This is a genomic window from Pseudobdellovibrio sp. HCB154, assembly GCF_046267985.1.
Classification (GTDB): domain Bacteria; phylum Bdellovibrionota; class Bdellovibrionia; order Bdellovibrionales; family Bdellovibrionaceae; genus Pseudobdellovibrio.
Window position 1 is genome coordinate 3,075,081 of sequence record NZ_CP176530.1, and the last position, 20,155, is coordinate 3,095,235.

Sequence of the window (20,155 nt, forward strand, 5' to 3'; positions counted from 1 at the left end):
TCTGTGAAAATTAAAATCTACGGAATTATTTTAGCGAGTATTCTGTTTTTCAGCTTCACAGCGTTGAATCTGAAGTACAAAAGTATTCAAAATAATCCTGAGGTTGTTGAAAACAATGTTTTTTATAGTTTTCTTTTTGAGTTTAACAATAAAATCTACGATACATTTTTTAAAAATAAAGAAGAGCGTCAGAAAAAAGAAACTGCATTTTTAATTGATATCGATGAAGACTCAGTGCGCGAACTAGGTCGCTGGCCTTGGTCACGCGAAGTGATAGCGACAATCTGGGATAACGCCATGAAAAATGGCGTTAAAGTGATCGCCAACGATATTATCTTTTCTGAAGCGCAAAATTCAAAAGCCGATGGCCGCTTAGAAGAAGTTCTTAAAAAATACCCATCGCAAATTATTCTCGGAACTTTCGGTGAAGGCCCAATTCTTTACCAAAACCCGCCTTATCAGGATTATTGTTTTGTTGAATCCTTTCGTCGTAGTGGCGGTGATAAAATCGTAACTTTAAATGCCACACTCACTTTTGACGATACTAATTCACAGTTCGAGCAGGTTTTTTTCAGTAACGAGCTTAAAGCGATTTTTGATGATCTCGATCAACAGTTTGAAAAGATTTATTTACAAAGCGTTAATAAAAAATCAGTTCAAGAACTTGATGTTTACCAAAAAAATAGCTTAATCGCCGATAAAAGTCGTAATTTGGTTCAATACTGTTACCGCTGGCTATCAGAAGACGATGAATACTTAAAAGACGCCGGCCAAGAGCTTTTAAAAGCGTACGACAACACTTTAAACCGCATTCCTGGCTATGATAAACTTCCGTCGTTAAGTGATAAAGTAAAACGCTTTAAAGATGATGTGAATCAACTGTTAATCCCGCAGTATGCAAGTTGGCCTGCGAACGTTCACGAAATTCAAACCGCGGCTGAATACACAGCGACTTTTAATGCTGATCTAGATTTTGATGGCGTGATTCGTCACTACCCGCTTATTTACCGCGCCGGAAATAAAACGAACTTAAGCTTTATTCCTTCACTTGCTTTACAAACATATCTTTTAACGACAGGATACCAAGCGGTTTTTTATCCTAAACTAGAAAACAATATTAAAACTATTGGTAGTGTGGTGATCAAAGATATCGAAACAGAAAAAGATGTGATGTCTTTACCTGTCGATTCAAATGGTCGTTTAATTATTAACTATTATGGCCGTAAAAACTCAATTCCCTATGTTTCGGCGCGCGATTTATTTCATAATGATAATCCAGAAATGGTCGTTCACTTAAATGGCGAACCTACAAAAGTTAAAAAAGCTGAATGGTTAAAAGATAAAGCCGCCGTTATGGGACCTACTGCCACTGGTATCTTCGATTTACGAAATACACCTGTTGAAAAAGACTTACCAGGAGTAGAAATTCATTTATCTGTTCTTGGCAATTTATTCGACCAAACATTTATGCGGGTTCCGGCGGATGAAGTCAAAATTTCAATTATCGTCTTATTCTTCTTAGCGGCTACGCTTGCCGGATTATTTCTTTACTCGAACCTTTTTATCGCTTCGTTATACTTGTTACTTGTAAACTACGGGCTTTATAAAATGGCTCTGCATAATTTTCAGCGCAATTTATACTTTGAGTTACTGGCACCAACCATCTTATTTACGATTTCAACTTACATCGTTTTCTTAATCTATATCTATTTCTTTGAAACTCGAAAATCGAAAGAAATTAAAAACACTTTCTCAAAATACGTTTCTAAAGAAATTGTTGAAGAGATTTTAAAAAACCAAGAAAATCTTGAGCTTAAAGGTCAAAAATTAAAAATGACGGTCTTCTTTTCTGACATCAGAAGCTTCACAACGCTCTCAGAAGAAATGGACCCGCAAGAGCTATCTGCCATGTTAAACAGATACTTCACTCCGATGTCTGAAACAATCTTTGGCACTAATGGCACGATTGACAAGTTCATGGGTGATGCGATCATGGCACTTTTTGGTGCTCCGCTGAATTATCCTGATCACCCGAAAAAAGCCTGTATTGCGGCGCTAAAGTGTTTTGAAAAGCTGGCTGAAGTGAACGAAGACTTTAAAAAACGCAATTGGCCTGAAATTAAAATCGGTATCGGTATTAATACAGGTGTAATGGTTGCCGGCAACATCGGTTCTGATCAAATTCAAAGTTATACAGTGATCGGTGATGAAGTAAACTTAGCGCAGCGTTTAGAAAGTTTAACGAAAAGCTATAAAGCGCGCATTTTAATTTCTGAAAATACTTATCTTGAAGTTAAAAATGAATTTGTAGCCCGCGAAGTTGATGTGGTTCGGGTAAAAGGTAAAAACCGCCCGGTTAAAATTTATGAACTTATTTCTATGGGAACGTCTCACCCTGAAATGCCATTCTTTGACAGCTACCACAAAGCTTTAAATCTTTTTTATGATAAAAAATTTGCTGAAGCTGAAGCAGCTTTTTTAGATTTACTAAAAACAAAGCCTGATGATTATTTATGTCAGATGTACTTAGAACGTACAGAGTACAGCAAGAGTAACCCTGTACCTGACAGCTGGGACGGCGTTTTTGATCGCCGTAAATCATAAGATCTTAGAAGCGTGTCAAATAAACGTACTGAACACCGATTGTGGCATCACCATAAGTGTAATCTTCAATCGTTGATTCATTACGCGATATACTCGCAAAAACGTTAACCGTTGTACGTTCAGTTAAATCTTTTGAAATGGCGTAGTTAAACGCTGCAAAGCTATCACGGCGGCCTAAATCCGATAATGAATAGTTCGTTGAACCATAGCTCGCTTTAAGAGTTGAATACGTGTTTTTAAACGTGGGCAATTCGTAAGCTAAGTTAACGTAAACTTTGTTGTAACTGGCATTTTCACCGTCAGCATCGTTTAAAATAAATCCCAATTCGCCCATCAGAGTTTGCATACGACCCAGTGAATATCTTAAGGCCCCTGAAAGATCATACTTAATGGCTGTTTGGTTATCGGCAGCATCGTAGAAAGTAATCTGTGAATCATCACGCCCAATAATTAACTGCCCTTCTAAATCCAAATCTGTAGTTAAGCGCGTTCCTAAATTTTGTTTTACGTAAATTAACGAAATCGACATATCACGCGTTTGTGTATCTGATGGCAGCATGTATAAACCAATATTTACAGAGGTTGTACTACGATAGCCATCGACTATAGTTTTATACGGAACAGACATTAATAACATCGTCGCATCTGCCGCCTGCATTTGATCTGTCAGTTTTAACTTATAATCAAGTGTACGCTGGTCAGCTAGATAAACCATAGGCTCTACAGTTGAATCTTTATCTTGCCAAAGTTTGTACGCAAAAAATCCACTGGCACTAAACACATGCCCTGTCACAACGTCTTCTTGCGGAGCAATGTTTAAAGCATTACTGTCATACATGTATCCTACAGTGTAACCCAGCGTGTATTTTAATTTATCGTTTTCAAGCTGGTTTTGAATCTGAATACATTTTTCGATCATACGATCAGCGCGTTTGTCTTGTTCTGGGTCTTTTGAAGTATCAATTGATAACTCAAAACTATTCATCGCCCGTTCGTAATCAGCTTTGTAAAACTGTGCCAAACCTAAATAGTAGTAAGCCACAGAAACTTCTTGAATCGTGTTAGCACGAGTAACTTCAGTTAAATACTTTTCAGCTAAATCAAAGTTATTAATGCGGTAATAATTTAAGCCTAAAAGATAATAAATTGACTGTGTCAGTGAAGAATTAGTTCGTAATTTTTGCAAAGTCGCAATCGAAGATTCATAGGCTTCTTTTTTATAAAACTCATAGGCTTGCGCAAAGGCCTTGCGTTCTTCTTGCTCTAGCTGCACTTCGGTTTTGGCAGGAACTACTTCAGCCTGTTCAATCGACTTAATTGTTTCTGGTTGTGGATTTTTTGGTTCAATACGCAAATTTTTACTATTCACTTGCGCATTAGCTTGTAAACACAGAAGACTCAAAAAAAGAACAAGACTGTTTTTCATGTTTATCGCTCGATGATGATGTTAACTTGGGCTGGTTTGGAAATAATATTTTTGGCAGAATCACCCAGTAAATTATCGTTACGATCTTTAATCGCGATAATTTGCCCGATATCATTTTTAGGAGGGCCCGCTTGCATTGGGTCTAAGGGACGGTCTTCTTTTCTAACGGCAGTATCTTTATCTACACGTTTAAATTCAACCGGATTCATTTTCACCGGAGTTCCGGGCTGTTTGCCATCAAAGTTTTCTGAGGTTTCCCCGCGGCGAACCATAACTGCTTCAGTCTGCTTATTTGATAAAGCATCTAAACCACGAAAAATAACTTCACCACGAAATGTTGTAACTGCTGTCACATTTGTTGCACGTTTATAACTTGTCGCAAATTGTGTTCCGCGCACACCTACAACGGCCGACGGGGTTTTAATTTCAAAGCGGTTTTCGTTGTTATCGTATTTTTGTTCTACGTTGGTACGCACTTTACCTTCGATTAAACTTAGGCGCACATTTTTTTCTTTTAATTCACTGATGTACTGGTCAATGCGAAGTTTTGTATCTGGCAGAACGTTGATAATATTACGATCGCTCATCACGATTTTGGCGCGCGAATCTTTGCCGGTAATAATTGTATCTTGTGGATACACTTTTGTGCCGACCTTCGCACCCATTGGCTGCTCTTTTAATTTTGCCACCTGCACTTGGCCTTTCACGATCATCATTAGGCCGTAAGTTTCCCCAGCTAAAGCCTGGGAAACAGAACCGGAAACCAACAAAATTAAGATTAATTTCTTCATATCAAAAGTATCACTGTATCTGCGACAAAAGTTTACTAGACCATCATCCAGAATTCACACTAGATAACAGCTGGTCTCAAAAATCAGGGCATATAAACCGATAGGAATTACATGTCGACGACCGGTAAAACTTGGATACTCCTTGATGGTATCACTAAAATTCAATCACAACCTCTTCCTACAGAGCAGTTGCAATTAGCTATTCTAAAAATGAACGAGCGTGATTGGACACGATTTTATGTTTGGACAGCCGGTTGGGCTAATTGGCAATTACTCAGAGATTTTTTAAATTCTGAACAAAGAGAATTTGCTCTTCCTGGAGCTCCGGTTTCTGAAGAAAATGTTAAAGCTCACATTCAGGCGCAAATTCAAAATAAAAATAAACCGCCGCAAGTACCGGTTTCACACCCGGCCCAAGAAGAAGATACTGTAACGAAGGGTGCACACTGGCAACCCGCTGGTAAAGCTGTGACGATGATCAACACAGAAGATACTTATTCTGATGTAGCTAATCACATGCAAAAAGATTTTAACGGTGATCACTTAGATATCGACAACGCTCATCACAAGCCACCGAGCCCGTTGGATTTCAAAGAGATCAACGAGGCTTATAAAAACCGTGCTGAACGTCACGAATTAAAAATTGAAATTTTATTGATCTCGCAAAAAGGTAAAACTTTTAAGAGCTACTCTAAGAATATTTCACTTTCAGGTTCATTGCTTGAAGATAATATTCCCTTTGATTTCTACGGCGTACAATTTGACCTTATCGTGGTTAACCGTAACCCATCAAACCCTCAGAATGGCCGCGTGCAAGTACGTGCTCAAACTGTTGGTGATGGCCTTACTCAACGTACGCGTTTTGTGAATGTAACAGAGATGCAAAAGCAAAGACTGGCGAATTTGCTGAATGATTATCTCAGTCAGCAAACAAAAGTCAGAAAAATTTCTTAATAAAAACTAATTTGGATTTTTTTCGTTCAGGATTTCTTTGATACGAACTTTTAATTTTTCGATATCAAAAGGCTTTTTGATGTAATCATCAGCGCCCACTTCACGTCCCTTTTGTAAATCTTCTTCTTCAGCTGAGGCCGATAAGAAAATCAAAGGAATATGTTTTAATTCACGGTGCTCTTTAAGCATCTGTGCTAATTCAAAGCCATTCACCCAAGGTAAGCCTACATCCATGATAATGAAACTTACATCGATATCTTCATCAAGTAACGCCGTTAATTGAGGAGCGTCAGCGGCTAACTTAACTTGATAGCCATCTGATTCTAAAATTCTTTTTAACGACGTTCTTTGAGTTTCTTCATCTTCGATCACTAAGATCGTTGTCGGATGAAGTTTTTGTGAAGCATCTCGAAACTGATCTAAAGCGACAACTTCCTGACCGGCAATACGTTGCTTAGTCAGTTTTTCAATTTTACGAATCAGATCAGAGGTGCTTAATTTCTTTGTCATAATAACCTATGCGTGTTGCGCTTCTAACCATCTTTCACAATCGATGGCTGCCATACAACCAGTACCTGCCGCCGTAATAGCTTGGCGGTAAATAGCATCTTGCACATCACCCGCAGCAAATACGCCCGGAATGTTTGTATAAGTTGTTCCTGGTTTAGTCTTGATATATCCCACCTCATTTAGCTCTAGCAGTCCATGAAAAAGCTTCGTATTAGGCTGATGTCCAATAGCTACGAACAAACCTTGCAGGTTCTTAGTCGTAACGTCACCCGTTGTAGTTGATTTTAAACGAAGACCAGTTACTGATTTACCATCACCTAGAACCTCTTCAACCACTGTATTTGTGATAAATTCGATTTTTGGGTTAGCTTTAGCGCGGTCTAACATAATTTTAGAAGCTTTGAAGTTTTCACTTCTGTGAATCACATAAACTTTAGTTGCAAAACGAGTTAAGAAGTTAGCTTCTTCCATCGCTGTATCACCACCACCAACAACAGCTACTTCAACGTTTTTGAAGAATGCGCCATCGCAAGTTGCACAAGCCGATACACCACGGTTCATGTATTGTTTTTCAGAAGGAAGGCCAATGTACTTAGCCGATGCTCCTGTAGAAATGATAATTGATTTTGTTAAGTGAACTTCATTACCCACATGAACTTTGTACGGCATAGAAGAAGTATCAACTTTAGTTACATTACGAGTGATGTAACGAGTTCCGAAACGCTCAGCTTGTTTGCGCATAACTGCCACTAACTCAGGGCCAGTTACTCCATGAGCAAAACCCGGAAAGTTTTCAACTTCAGTTGTAATCATTAACTGACCGCCGGCTTCTTCGCCTTCGATCATCAGTGGATTTAAATTAGCACGTGCCGTGTAAACAGCTGCTGTTAAGCCTGCTGGGCCCGAACCTACGATAATTACATTTTCAATTTTTTGCGTCTCAGACATATTTACCTCAATAATTCACTCAAGATGGTAAAGTCTATCGAATGGAATTGATAGGCAAAAGAGATAACGCTTATTGGTTAATTTAAAGAATCTATGAGCTGGTTTGCTACATTTTCAGCAGTATCGGCCAAGCCCTGCTGACGAGGCCAGCTTTGTACTGGAAGCATGTCAGTTGCAATATAACCCGGAGAGAACAAGTCGATTTTAAATGCAGATTTATTTTCTGCCTGCAGAGTAGAAATTAACCCTTTTAAAGCGTGTTTAGCCGCACAGTAGCTAGCAGCTCCTGGATCTGGTTTATTTTCAGCAATCGCCGATCCCACCACGACAAATTTCTTTAAACTAGGAACTGAAATACGCATTAAATGATGCACTAATTGAGCTGGAAATAAAAAGCTCACCTGTAAAGCCCACTGGTGGTCGGCCCATTTTTTATCTTGAAAATTTCCGTACGGTCCACCGGCTGCAAAATAAATAATTGTCGTTGGATTAAAATCAGTGATCGTCGTGATAAATTCAGAAGAAAGTTCTTTTGAAAAATCGCATTTCAGCGATTTAAAATTTCCTTCACCGATTTTGCGCGATACTAAAAGAAATTCTGCCGCAGGATATTTTTTAGCAAGCGCCTCATACGTTGCCCACCCTAGCCCGCGGCTAGCTCCTAACAAAATAAATTTGTGCGCTGAACGATCTTCATTCATACTTTTCTTATATGCCAACTCTTAAAATTCCACAAAAGAAACTTGAGCTAAATGTCGAGTCAGGAAAAAACCTGATGGACGCGCTTATCGAAGGTGGATTACCCGTAGCTTCAAGCTGTTTAGGAGAGGGAATTTGTTCAAAATGCGCCGTTAAAATGACGCCCCAAGGAACAAGAAACGAATTAGAAATCCGCACCATGGAGCGCAACAAACAACCCGATACTATGCGCCTCTGTTGCCAAGTCTTTGTTGAACATGATCTGATTGTAGAAACGACTTACTGGTAACAACGATTTTATAAGGAATCACCATGACTACTCTTCCTGTTTTTGAAACTCAAAGATTAATTCTTCGCGGAGTTACTGAAGAAATGGCACCTGATTGGCAAAAAAACTTTGTCGATTACGAAGTCGTTCGCAATTTATCAGCTTTAGTGCCATGGCCGTACCCCGATGATGGCGTAATTTCATTCTTAAAAAATGTGATTCTACCCAACCAAGGAAAAGATCGCTGGGTCTGGGGCATTTTCTTAAAAGAAAATCCACAGGAACTTATCGGTGTCGTTGATCTGTGGCGTAATTGCAAACCAGAAAACCGTGGCTTCTGGTTAGCCCGTAAACACTGGAAAAAAGGCATCATGACCGAAGCCGTAGAACCAGTGATGGACTACGCTTTTAATGAATTGGGATTTTCAGAATTAATCTTTTCAAATGCACTGGGAAACATCGGTTCTCGCAGGGTGAAAGAAAAAACCGGCGCGAAATTATTACGAGTTCAGCCCGCAAAACACGTTGACCCCGCTCTTACTGAAAACGAAATCTGGGAACTTAAAAAAGAAGATTGGTTTAAATTTAAAAAACCATAAGATGTCGATCAATTCCCTGAATCGAACGTCGTCTGTATGCGACAATTAGATTGCAGACTCGAAACCGAGAACATTACCGAACGGATCTTGGATTTGCAGAATTTGTCTCTGAATTTCTGGAACTTTTAATGGACCACGATAAAGTTTTCCGCCAAGTTGTTCAGTTTTTTTCAAAACTAAATTTACATCGTCAACTAACCAGTAGCCAATTGAACCGCCAGTAGAAAATGGATTTTTCTGATCCGGCACAGTAATATCGAGTTTTGTATTACCAATTTGGAATGAAACGAAATTTTCTAAATCTTCAATAGGTAACTGCCCTAAAAACTGTATATACCAATCACGGCTTTTACGTAAATCATGAGAAAAAATTCGGAGAGTTGAAAAGTTTTTGATCTGAAAAATCACGAATTAAAGCTTAAAATATAAAAAAGGTCGCTGTCATCTTATTTGCTGCGTACAGACGACAGTCAACATCCGGGCGAAAGCTTTTTTTCACTCTGGGTTTCGGTTTACATTGTAAACCCAAATCCAGAGCGAATTTCAGCCGTCAAAAAGACTATTTAACTAAACGAATGTAGTTAATTTCGATGCCTTGCTTCGTAAAGATTTTCTCAAAACCTGTAGCAAAGTTTTCTTCTTTGTATTTGTTATTTTCAGAGTACAAATTCAAAGTTTGAAATTCGATTTTGTATTTAGAAGCTTTGATTTCTTCTAAAGCCCATAAGAAATACTCTCTAGAATCAGTTTTAAAATCTAAAAAAGATCCTGGGCGTTGCATTTCATAGATCCAGTCTAAAATGATTCTGTTCACTACACGATTTTTTGGTTTGTACGGTGATGTCCATGGATCTGGAAAGTGAATAAACACGTTATTCACTTCGCCCTTATCGAATAATAAATCTAAGTTGAAGGCATGGTAACGGCAGATCGCTGCATTTTTACAGCTCGCTACTTTTGCACGACGGATACTTTGAATTAACGGTTTATATTTTAATTCTAAACCTACTAACAAACGTTCAGGATGCTTAATCGCCCAGTGCGCAAAGTGATTACCTGCACCCGTTCCGATTTCCACATCAAGAGGCATATCTTCAGAAACTTTGAAAACTTTTGAACGCCATTGACCTTTGTTTTCAGGAGCACGCTCTTCATTAAACGCGATTTCTTTATATTCGTTATCTAACGCTAAAGAATATTCCGTAGGACGTGGTAACGTACGGGTTAAATTAACCTCGGGACGCTTTAAGACCTTAACGGTTTTGAAGTAATCGTCTTTTTCTTGTCTTGATTTAGGAGTGTTTTGTGCAGCTGTCTCGCTCATAGCAAGACAGCTTTATGGCATAAGAGAACTAGGCTGTCTTCTTATTTTTGTCGAAAAGCAGACTTACAGAAGACTTTTCAAACTTATGAAGACGGTCAATTTTAGGTGTATAGCTAATACAACGGTTACGGCCTTGGTGCTTAGCTTCGTATAAAGCAGCATCGGCTCTACGCACTAATTCCTTACCCGTAATTGTTGTCGTCGGATCGCCATCGTAAGTGGCAAAACCGATAGATAAAGTTAATTTAATTGAATCCGGGCCTGAGCTAAATGTGTGCTGCTCAACGCGGTTTCTTAACTTTTCACAGAAAAATTCAACACCTGAAAGTGGAATTTCTGACAACACGATTAAAAATTCATCACCACCGTAACGGGCTGGAATGTCCACCGTACGTGTGTTTTGACGGATAATCTTACCCACTTCAGATAACACGAACGAACCAAATAAATGGTCATGGCTATCATTCACAGATTTAAATTTATCCATATCGATCATGATCACGGTGACCGGACGGCTAAAACGTTGGGCACGCTCGATTTCAAACTCTAGTTTGTTATAAAGAGAACGCGTATTAAATAAACCCGTAAGATCATCAATCTCGATCATCTCTTGCAGTTTTGAATTCGACGCCAATAACTCTTCTTGCATATCACGCATACGTAATTGCGTACGTACACGCGCTAAAAATTCCATAGGAACAAATGGAGAACTGATAAAATCAGAAGCTCCTAAATCTAAAAATTGAGTGATTTTCTCAGTCGTCGGGTTCGTTGAAACCACCATAACTGGAACTTTCTGAATTGAAGAAAATAAATTGTTCACAAAGTGAAAGCCATTACCTTCAGCAAAATCAGGATCTAAGATCACTAATTGTGGGCGAATAAAATTAAGCGCTTCGGTGGCTTCGCGCTCAGATGTAAAGCCGTGAACGTCATAGCCTTCCCAGCGAAGGGGTTCAGCCATTAATTCAAGCGTTGTTGGATCTTCATCAAGTACTAAGATGGGCCTCTGTTTTGGGTCCTTTTTCATAGATAATATATCGGCAAAAAAATGGTCTTTCTAGAGACAAACCGCACCATTTTTTCGCAGTTTTTTAACACTTCTTCTCATTATGAGATTTTCGGTTTAGGGTGTACGGATGAAACACATAGAAATCGAATCAAAATGGCAGCAAGCCTGGACGAAAGCTGAAGCTTACAAGGCTGACAACAACTCGACTAAACCTAAGTACTACGCCTTAGATATGTTCCCATACCCGTCTGGGTCTGGCTTACACATGGGTCACATCGCTTCTTACACGCCGACTGATATTATTTCTCGTTACAAACGTGCGATGGGTTTCAATGTTCTTCACCCGATGGGTTACGATGCGTTTGGTTTACCGGCTGAACAGTATGCGATTCAAACTGGCGTGCATCCTGCGATCACAACTGAAAAATCGATTCAAAGTTTTCGTTCAACTTTACAGCGTTATGGATTTAGCTTTGATTGGTCTCGCGAGATTTCAACAGCTGATCCTAACTACTATAAATGGACACAATTTATTTTCTTAAAACTTTTTGAAAAAGGCTTAGCTTATCAAAAAGAAGTTCCTGTGAACTGGTGCCCGGCTTTAAAAACAGTTTTAGCTAATGATGAAGTGATCGATGGTAAATCTGAGCGTGGTGGTCACCCCGTTATCAGAAAACCAATGAAGCAGTGGATGTTAAAAATCACTGACTACGCTGAACGTTTATTAAATGACTTAGATAAAATCGACTGGCCAGAACGCACAAAAGAAGCGCAACGTAACTGGATCGGTAAATCTGAAGGTGCAATTGTAAAATTCAAAGTTAAAAACACTGATTCTGAGTTTGAAATCTTCACCACTCGTCCAGATACAATCTTTGGCGTGACGTTCATGGTTCTTGCCCCTGAACATCCGTTAGTGAAAAGCTTAACTTCACCGACACAAACAAAAGATGTCGCAGATTATATTGAAGCTTCGGCTAAAAAATCTGAAGTTGACCGTAAAGCTAACACTGAAAAAACCGGCGTCTTTACCGGTGGCTTTGCGGTAAATCCGGTAAATGGAAAAGATATTCCTGTATGGATTGCTGATTACGTGATGATGGATTACGGAACAGGTGCGATCATGGCTGTGCCTGCACACGACGAACGCGACTTTGAATTTGCCACAAAATTTCAATTACCAGTTATTCCTGTTGTCGATTCTGGAACCGGTGAAGTTCCGTTCTTTGGTGAAGGTAAAGCGATTAATTCAGGCTTCATCAATGGTTTAGCAAAAGCTGATGCGATCAAACAAATGACCGCTCATATTGAAGAAAAACAACTTGGTAAAAAACAAGTTCAGTACAAACTGCGTGACTGGTTATTCTCGCGCCAACGTTACTGGGGTGAACCGTTCCCTGTTTATCATGAAAATGGACAAATCAAACCCGTTCCAATGAATGAGTTACCCGTTTTACTTCCAGAAGTTGCGAACTACGAACCTTCTGATAAAGGTGAAGCACCACTTGCGAATAACAAAGACTGGGTTAAATACGGAAACGGCCACCGCGAAACCGACACTATGCCGGGAGCCGCTGGTTCTTCTTGGTATTTCTTACGCTACGCTGATCCACACAACTCTTCTGCTCCATTTTCTCCAGAAGCAATCAAGTATTGGCTTCCGGTAGATCTTTACGTGGGCGGAGCTGAGCACACAGTAGGTCACTTACTGTATTCACGTTTTTGGACAAAAGTTCTTTTTGATGTGGGCTTAATTTCAATTGATGAACCGTTCAAAAAGTTAGCTCACCAAGGGATGATCTTAGGACCAGATGGTGAAAAAATGTCAAAATCCCGTGGCAACGTTATTCCTGCGGATGAAGTGGCTAAAGAAACTGGCGTAGATGCTTTACGTTGCTACGTTTGCTTCTTAGGACCTTTAGATAAAGACAAACCTTGGGCAGAAAACGGAATCGAAGGCGTTCGTCGCTTCTTAGACCGTCTTTCTCGCTTGGCTGTGAACGACCAAACTGGTGAATCTATCGCCAATGATGAGACTTTACCGGCTGAAGTTGAAAAATTATTACACAAAACGATTAAAAAAGTTTCGCAAGACATCGAGGCGATGAATTTCAACACGTGCATCAGCTCGATGATGATTTTTGTGAATGAATTGTACAAACACGAGTGCCGCTCGAAAAAAGCGTTATTGCCATTAGCTCAATTATTACAACCATTTGCTCCGCATACGGCTGAAGAATTGTGGCATTCAATGGGAGGTAATGGTTTAGTTGTAACGGCTCCATGGCCTAAGTTTGATCCGGCTCTTTGCCAAGACGACACGGTGACTATGGGCGTTCAGGTGAACGGAAAAATGCGTGGCACGGTGGAACTAGCAGTGGCCGCAGACGAGGCTACTGCGGTGGCTGAGGCGCTAAAAATCACGACTGTGACAGCGGCGCTTAACGGAGCTCCTCCAGCGAAAGTCATCTACAAACCGGGCAAGATTTTAAATTTAATCGCCGGTAAATAATCGACAAATAATTTATTGCACCCCCTCAAAAATTCTGTATAAAAAAGTATTAAAATTTTTTAGGGGGTTCTTCATGGAAACAATTCCATCAAATACTTCAGGTTTACAAACTTTCGCGCACGCTAAATCGGCTTCATGGAGCCCTGAAAAAAGTGCCGCTCTTTACGGTATCAATAACTGGGGTAATGGTTATTTTCGCGTAAACTCTAACGGTAACGTTATTGTTACTCCTCACGGCGAAAAAGGCCCTTCAGTTGACCTTTACGAATTAACTCAAGAATTACAAGATCGTGGTATTCGTGTACCGATCATGATTCGTTTTCCTGACATCATTAACCAACGTGTTCAGTTAATTCACTCATGCTTTCAAAAAGCCATCGCAGACCATGCTTACAAAGGCCAATTCTGCGGCGTTTATCCAATCAAAGTGAACCAACAACGTCACTTAGTTCAAGAATTAGTACGTTTCGGTAAAAACTGTAACTTAGGTTTAGAATGTGGTTCTAAACCAGAATTATTAGTCGTTCTTTCTTTAATGGATAATAAAGATGCGGTTATCGTTTGTAACGGCTTCAAAGATGCTGAGTACATTGAGACTGCATTATTAGCGCAAAAATTAGGTCGTAAGATCATCATCGTTGTGGATCGTAAAGATGAATTAAAAATCATCATGGATTCAGGCAAAAAATTAAATATCAAACCAAAAATCGGCTTCCGCGCAAAATTAAACACGCAAGGCGCTGGTAAATGGGTTGATTCAGCGGGCGCTCGTTCTAAGTTCGGCTTAACGGCAGCTGAAATCGTTGAAGGTGTTGAAACTCTTCGCGCTAACGGCATGTTAGATTGTTTAGAATTACTTCACTACCACATTGGCTCTCAGGTTCCAGCAATCCAATCTATTAAATCTTCATTAAAAGAAGCAGCTAGATTCTATGTTGAATTACATAACTTAGGTGCAAATCTTAAGTATATCGACGTAGGAGGCGGCTTAGGCGTCGATTACGATGGTTCTGGTCACTCAGATTCATCAGTTAACTATTCTGAACAAGAGTACGCCAATGACGTAGTATCGACGATTCAAACTTTATGTGATGAAAAAAACATTCCTCATCCAAATATCATCACTGAATCAGGCCGCGCCTTAGTTGCGCATCACTCGATCTTAGTTTTCAACGTGATGGGCGTAAATAATCTTTACCGCCAACAGCCACCAATGCCAGCCACTAAAAAAGATCCATCAATCATGCAGGATCTTCAGTACATTTTTGAAAAACTAACTCCAGATAATATCAACGAGTGCTTCAATGATACTATGCAGGCTAAAAATGAGATCTTAAATTTATTCACTTACGGTGTATTAAATTTAACTCAACGTGCTTGGTGTGAAAACATGCACTTCACAATCGCAACTAAGATGTTAGAGTTAGCGCGCAGAACCCCAGATTGCGAAGACATCGTTGAGCAATTACGTGAAGAATTATGCGATACTTACTTCTGTAACTTCTCGTTATTCCAATCAGTTCCAGATTCTTGGGCCGTTGGTCAGTTATTCCCGGTTATGCCAATCCATAACTTGAGCAATGAACCACACCACGAAGCTACAATCGCTGACTTAACATGTGATTCTGACGGTAAGATCGAAAAATTTATCGACACAGAAACTGGCGAAGCTAAAAAGACATTGCGTATTCACCCGTTCAAAGAAGGTGATGCTCCGTACTTCTTAGGTATCTTCTTAACAGGCGCGTACCAAGAGATCTTAGGCGACTTACATAACTTATTCGGCGATACAGATGCAGTTCACATCTCGATCCACGAATCTGGTTACACAGTAGATCACTACGTACCAGGCGACACAGTAACCGAAGTATTAAGCTACGTTCAGTACGGCCGTGCCGAAATGGTTGATAGCGTTCGTCAGTACACTGAAGAATCTATCGCCACTGGAAACATCTCAAAACAAGAGGCCAAAGCGTTACTTAAACACTACGAAGAAGGCTTATCTGGTTACACTTACTTAGAGGAAATGGAGTAAGAAATTACTCGCTATAATTAAGAACCGATCGAAGGGAGATGTTTCCATCTCCCTTTTTTTATTCTCAGGTTCCAAAAATGCAAAAGCGAAATGGGCTTACTCCATTTCGCTTTTTTGCTGTCATAGACTTCCGACTGACGAGGAAGGAGTCCGTATGACGAATTTTCACACCAACTATGTGAAATATCGGAATTTTAAGCGAAATCTGAAGTATTACCTACGACTAGTTTTGTTACTCATTGAGATAATAAGACGTATTGTCGATTTAATGCGATAGAACGCTAGGCTTTTTCGTTTTAGATCATCTTACGTACGTTTATGACTTTAACGACCGTCACAGAAAAGAGTGACAGCGAACTTAACCGCGTGACTGCGGTTCTGTGCAAAGTGGAGTAAGCACTTTTATTCAAATAAAAAACCCAGCTCTTTCGAACTGGGTTTAAATTTAGAATCTAAATTTAACAATCTTCGAAATTATTGTTTATCGAAGAAAGTAGCGCGTGTGAACGAAGTCACATCAACAACTGCACCGATACCTAAATCAAGACGGCTTGAATTGTTAGATAAGTTTAATAGGTCACCATCGTTAGTTAAACCGATTAAAGTGCTGTTAGCTTTTTGTACGCGTTTAACGTCTGCATCAACAGTTACGTTGTTAGCCGCTACAACTTTACCAGTTGAACCTTCGCAAGAGATTTTAACAACGCCGTTAGAAGTTTTAACGTAAGCGTAGTTTTTATCTGGAGCGTAACCTTCTGGGTAAACAACAGATAATGCACCAGAGATTGAAACTTCATTAGCTTGAGTTGGATTTTCGCGTTTATCACAGAAGAATTTAACTTTGTTCTTCTCGATACGAGCATTCCAAGTCCATGCGAAGTAGTAATCAACTACGTTAGAACGAGTAGCAACGTTGTCGTTGTATTCAGAAGAAGTCGGAGAAGTTTCACCTGTTGGGAAAATCTTAACCATCGGTAAAGTTTTATCTTCAGGTAAGAAGATTAAACCCATTTTGCTTTTTGCAAAGTTACCGTGTTTTTCTGTTGAACCAATTAACTTAGCCGATTTTAAGTTTGAATCGATTTGGTATAATTCACGATCTAAAGTTAAAGCTAAGAAAGCTTCTTCTTTGTTGATTTTAACTGGAGTTTGGAAAGCTTCAGCAGCGTAAATTAAAGAAGACGCTTGAGCTAATGCACGGTGTGCTGGGTGGATATCTTTACCGTAAGCACCAAGTTGTGCGTAAGTTTCAACTGTTACAGCGTACGAACCTGCATCAGAGATTTTTTTATCACAAGCACCGTTAAGACCAGCACGAGGACCTTGCGAACAAGTTACGTGTGGGTAACCTTCAATGTGACGAGCTTCGTGCATAAATACAGAAGCTAAATCAAGTGGCGTGAAAGATGGAGTTAAAGCCATCGGACAAACGTGCATCGTGTTTTGGTGGAAAAAACCGTAAACGAAAGCGATAACGCCTGTTGGGCAGCTTGATTCGATTTTGAAAGTTTTAACTAAATTAGTTGTGTATTTGTACCAGTCACCAGCAAAAGTTCCTTTGAATAATTCATCAGAAGAATTTGTCATTGGTTGGTTGAATTGCACTTTACGGATGTAGTGAATACCTGCAAGTAAGTGAGCTTGTTGAGAACCATCGTGGCAATACTCTTTACCAGATAAGCTTGCGAACTGTTTAAAGTCTTTTGCGATTTGAGTCATATCAGCTGCAGAAATACAGTTACCTGCGTCCGTGCCTGGAGTTGGTTCTTGTGGAACTGGGCCAATGCCGATTTGAGCTTGTGCTGTTAAAGATAAACCTAACAATGCTGCTACTAAAAATTGTTTCATGTGACTGCCCCCCTTGGTGTCGGGAAGAAGTTGACCCCAAAATGGAACCAGTTTCAACAAGATTTTGTCAGTTATTTGGAAATTTCTTTGAGTTTATTCTGAGCGTAATTTTTAAGGCTCGCGTCTTTAAGTGTGGCAGCTAATCTCTTCAATTCTGCCACAGCCTTTTTAGCCTGTGCTGGGTCGTTGCCTTGCGCTAAATTCGCTAAACGATTAATCGCCAAAACACGTAAAGCACGTTCTTGCACTTGCTGAGTTTCCGCTACCGAGTGAGGCTCAGGTTTTCCGTCTAATTGAATAGGAGCCGTCACTAAGGCTGATAAGTCATTAATATTAGCATATCCAGAGTAACCCAACAGATACGCTGCTAAAATGCGCTCATTCACATTCGGAGATTTTGTGCGAGCGACCACAGACAACTGCTTAAATTGAGCAGGCGTCATTTTCGCTGTTAATTCTAGATAACGTTGCTGCATCTGATCTTCGTTCACGTTGTACTGATTCATTAAATTAATTTCAGAATCAAACCACACTTTAAATTGCTCTGGCGTTGCCTTTGACGCATCAATCACTGGCGCTGTTTGCAATGCCGCCGTTGCTGAAGCAGCGTGAGCATGAGCTGCGCCCGCAAAGCCACCTGGTTTACCGGTAATTTTAGCGCCAACAACTTTAGCCGCTTCTGTGACAGTTTTAATTTCATGCATCGGCGTGCGGCCGAATAAAAACCAATCGATCAATGCAAGTAATGCGACCAAAATAATAAAGCCAAAGAATAATTTTTTATTAAACCACTCACTGGAAAATTTCATATTTTACCTCGGCCCAGTATTCAAAGGCCTTTAAATCTTCGGGTGTTCCCCACTGAAAAAATTTATTAATTTCATAAGCATGAACTTTTAAATCACTGCGCACATTCATTAAAGCTTTGGCTGCCAGTGAAGTAAAATATTCGCCGTTCCAACTTAAGTTTTGTTTTTGCTGTTCAATGATCGCTTCTTTTAAAAGTTTCGCTGACTTAAAATAATACCCGCCCGTTGAAGCGAAATCGTCTTCACGATTTTTCGAGAAACATTCTTTTTCTTTAATATCAGAAATGATGTGGCCTTCAGTTTTAGCGTAGCAGTACATGTTCGCCGTTAAATAGTGCGCATGAAAACCACGGTAACCGACAAAGCACATATCCGAATCGTTTTTACGAACGAAATTTAAAAATTCTTCGGCATTCCAAACTTGTCCATAATCACAATAAGTCACAAACACCGGCTGGTGATCAGGAATTAATTCTAACCCCGCAATCACCGTTTTCATCGGACCACCGTTATTCACAGCAATCGATGCAAACTGCACATCACTGCGCTCTGATTTAATAAATGAAAAATGTTTTTCAGAATAGTCTTCGTTATTCACCACACAGACGGTGGGCCAAGATTTCGGAAACAGATCAAACACGCGCTTGATCATGGGTTTTCCTAAAACATTTACGAAGGGTTTTGGTTCAGAGTAGCCCGCCTGTTTAAAGCGGACTCCACGTCCGCCCATGGTAATTAATACTACGGGGCTACTGGGGCTTTCCAAAGGACTAGCCTACTGCCGATTTCGCATCAAACGCATCACGAACAGCTAAGCCGATGTTAATTAATAACGTAAGTGTAATAATTAACGCTGCTGACGGATACCATACTAACCATTCAGCTGTCGTAAAGTATTTTTGCGCTTGTTGAAGTAATTCACCCCAACTTGGAGTTGGAGCACGAAGACCTAAACCTAAATAATCTAAGAACGATAAAACTGAAATGTTCGCCGCAATATCAAACGGAGAAAAAGTCACCACCGGAGTAATCGCGTTTGGTAAGATATGTTTGAAGATCACACGGTTATCAGAAGAACCTAAAGCCTTTGCCGCTTCAACGTATTCACGCTTACGAAGTTGTAAGAACTGCGCACGCATATATAACGCCATCTTTGTCCAATCAAATAACGCTAAGAAAAGAACCAGCACTAATAGATTCGGCGTAAAGATCGAAATAATCGTAATCAAGATTAACGTTGTTGGCATCGTTTGCACGATCTCAACAGTACGCATTCCTAATAAATCGACTTTACCACCATAGAAACCCGTTAAAGAGCCGATAACAATACCGATGATGTAAGCTGATAACCACGCACCTAAGGCGAAAATAAATGAATAACGAAGACCATATAATAAACGCGTTAAAACATCGCGGCCACGATCGTCTGTTCCCATTAAGTTATGTTTTGTTGGTGGAGCCGGGTAAGTTTCTACCGCTGTGTTTGATTCAAACGGGTCCCATTGCACTAACGGCCACATGGCCCAGTCACCCTCTTTAAATTCTAAAGAGCGGTAATCCATCACATAGATATCTTCGCGACCAAAAACCGTTGGATGGTAATCTTTAAAAAGCGGAACATAAATTTCGCCTTGGTATTTCATGATGTGTGGTTTGCTGTTGGCCCAGAATTCAGCGGTGAAGCTGAAGAAAATCAAAAGCATGACCATCCAAGACGAAAACACCGCTAATTTATTTCTTTTAAAACGGCGGTAACGTTTTAAAGTTAATTCATTCGTAATAAGTCTGTTTTCAATGATGTTCATCTGTCTGCACC

Annotated in this window: 18 protein-coding genes; 6 read left to right on the forward strand and 12 right to left on the reverse strand. The window is 39.9% G+C overall.

What is annotated here, in order from left to right:
* Positions 1-3 precede the first annotated feature (3 nt).
* Positions 4-2,604 carry a CHASE2 domain-containing protein gene (locus tag ACKWCF_RS14590; RefSeq protein ID WP_409478338.1) on the forward strand — a complete coding sequence of 867 codons (2,601 nt, stop codon included), beginning with the start codon at positions 4-6 and terminating at the stop codon, positions 2,602-2,604.
* A gap of 4 nt (positions 2,605-2,608) precedes the next feature.
* On the opposite strand, the gene ACKWCF_RS14595 is transcribed toward ACKWCF_RS14590, so the two are convergent.
* Both ACKWCF_RS14595 and ACKWCF_RS14600 read right to left on the reverse strand, forming a co-directional pair.
* A complete protein-coding gene (locus ACKWCF_RS14595; protein WP_409478339.1) occupies positions 2,609-4,030 on the reverse strand; it encodes a tetratricopeptide repeat protein in 1,422 nt (473 codons plus the stop codon).
* 2 nt (positions 4,031-4,032) lie between these two features.
* Entirely contained in the window at positions 4,033-4,821 is a 789-nt protein-coding gene (locus ACKWCF_RS14600) for a FecR domain-containing protein (protein WP_409478340.1), read from the reverse strand.
* Positions 4,822-4,932: 111 nt separating this feature from the next.
* Here ACKWCF_RS14600 and ACKWCF_RS14605 point away from each other — a divergent pair, with 111 nt between their 5' ends.
* Positions 4,933-5,775, forward strand: a complete 843-nt coding sequence (locus ACKWCF_RS14605) for a PilZ domain-containing protein (RefSeq protein ID WP_409478341.1) — start codon at positions 4,933-4,935, stop codon at positions 5,773-5,775.
* 6 nt (positions 5,776-5,781) lie between these two features.
* On the opposite strand, the gene ACKWCF_RS14610 is transcribed toward ACKWCF_RS14605, so the two are convergent.
* The 3 genes from ACKWCF_RS14610 to ACKWCF_RS14620 all read right to left on the reverse strand — a co-directional run bounded on the left by ACKWCF_RS14610 (position 5,782) and on the right by ACKWCF_RS14620 (position 7,934).
* A complete protein-coding gene (locus ACKWCF_RS14610; RefSeq protein ID WP_409478342.1) occupies positions 5,782-6,285 on the reverse strand; it encodes a PleD family two-component system response regulator in 504 nt (167 codons plus the stop codon).
* Between the two features lie 6 nt (positions 6,286-6,291).
* Positions 6,292-7,233 (reverse strand): thioredoxin-disulfide reductase, encoded by a 942-nt coding sequence (trxB, locus tag ACKWCF_RS14615; RefSeq protein ID WP_409478343.1) that lies wholly within the window; start codon positions 7,231-7,233, stop codon positions 6,292-6,294.
* A 77-nt stretch (positions 7,234-7,310) separates the two neighbouring features.
* Positions 7,311-7,934, reverse strand: a complete 624-nt coding sequence (locus tag ACKWCF_RS14620; protein ID WP_409478344.1) for an SDR family NAD(P)-dependent oxidoreductase — start codon at positions 7,932-7,934, stop codon at positions 7,311-7,313.
* 11 nt (positions 7,935-7,945) lie between these two features.
* On the opposite strand from ACKWCF_RS14620, the gene ACKWCF_RS14625 reads away from it, so the two are divergent.
* Both ACKWCF_RS14625 and ACKWCF_RS14630 read left to right on the forward strand, forming a co-directional pair.
* Positions 7,946-8,221 carry a 2Fe-2S iron-sulfur cluster-binding protein gene (locus ACKWCF_RS14625; protein WP_409478345.1) on the forward strand — a complete coding sequence of 92 codons (276 nt, stop codon included), beginning with the start codon at positions 7,946-7,948 and terminating at the stop codon, positions 8,219-8,221.
* A 23-nt stretch (positions 8,222-8,244) separates the two neighbouring features.
* Positions 8,245-8,799, forward strand: coding sequence for a GNAT family N-acetyltransferase (locus tag ACKWCF_RS14630; protein ID WP_409478346.1), 555 nt, complete (start codon positions 8,245-8,247; stop codon positions 8,797-8,799).
* Between the two features lie 45 nt (positions 8,800-8,844).
* Here ACKWCF_RS14630 and ACKWCF_RS14635 read toward each other — a convergent pair whose 3' ends face one another.
* From ACKWCF_RS14635 to ACKWCF_RS14645, 3 genes are all read right to left on the reverse strand, one after another.
* Complete coding sequence (locus ACKWCF_RS14635) at positions 8,845-9,207, reverse strand: VOC family protein (RefSeq protein ID WP_409478347.1); 363 nt, start codon at positions 9,205-9,207, stop codon at positions 8,845-8,847.
* 151 nt (positions 9,208-9,358) lie between these two features.
* Positions 9,359-10,123, reverse strand: a complete 765-nt coding sequence (locus ACKWCF_RS14640) for a tRNA (guanine(46)-N(7))-methyltransferase TrmB (RefSeq protein ID WP_409478348.1) — start codon at positions 10,121-10,123, stop codon at positions 9,359-9,361.
* A gap of 28 nt (positions 10,124-10,151) precedes the next feature.
* Positions 10,152-11,153: a diguanylate cyclase gene (locus ACKWCF_RS14645; protein ID WP_409478349.1), complete on the reverse strand. Its 1,002-nt coding sequence runs from the start codon at positions 11,151-11,153 to the stop codon at positions 10,152-10,154.
* Between the two features lie 109 nt (positions 11,154-11,262).
* On the opposite strand from ACKWCF_RS14645, the gene leuS reads away from it, so the two are divergent.
* Positions 11,263-13,647 (forward strand): leucine--tRNA ligase, encoded by a 2,385-nt coding sequence (gene leuS / locus ACKWCF_RS14650; protein ID WP_409478350.1) that lies wholly within the window; start codon positions 11,263-11,265, stop codon positions 13,645-13,647.
* Between the two features lie 73 nt (positions 13,648-13,720).
* The gene (gene speA / locus ACKWCF_RS14655; protein ID WP_409478351.1) at positions 13,721-15,682 is read left to right on the forward strand and encodes a biosynthetic arginine decarboxylase; all 1,962 of its coding nucleotides are present in this window, start codon (positions 13,721-13,723) and stop codon (positions 15,680-15,682) included.
* A gap of 474 nt (positions 15,683-16,156) precedes the next feature.
* Here the strand turns inward: speA and ACKWCF_RS14660 are convergent, their stop codons facing one another.
* From ACKWCF_RS14660 to ACKWCF_RS14675, 4 genes are all read right to left on the reverse strand, one after another.
* The gene (locus tag ACKWCF_RS14660; RefSeq protein WP_409478352.1) at positions 16,157-17,530 is read right to left on the reverse strand and encodes a hypothetical protein; all 1,374 of its coding nucleotides are present in this window, start codon (positions 17,528-17,530) and stop codon (positions 16,157-16,159) included.
* A gap of 71 nt (positions 17,531-17,601) precedes the next feature.
* A complete protein-coding gene (locus ACKWCF_RS14665; RefSeq protein WP_409478353.1) occupies positions 17,602-18,339 on the reverse strand; it encodes a hypothetical protein in 738 nt (245 codons plus the stop codon).
* Positions 18,323-19,105: an NTP transferase domain-containing protein gene (locus ACKWCF_RS14670; protein WP_409478354.1), complete on the reverse strand. Its 783-nt coding sequence runs from the start codon at positions 19,103-19,105 to the stop codon at positions 18,323-18,325. Before ACKWCF_RS14670 ends, ACKWCF_RS14665 begins: the two co-directional genes overlap by 17 nt.
* Positions 19,106-19,109: 4 nt before the next feature.
* On the reverse strand, positions 19,110-20,144 hold the full coding sequence (locus ACKWCF_RS14675; protein ID WP_409478355.1) for an ABC transporter permease subunit: 1,035 nt from the start codon (positions 20,142-20,144) through the stop codon (positions 19,110-19,112).
* Positions 20,145-20,155 lie beyond the last annotated feature (11 nt).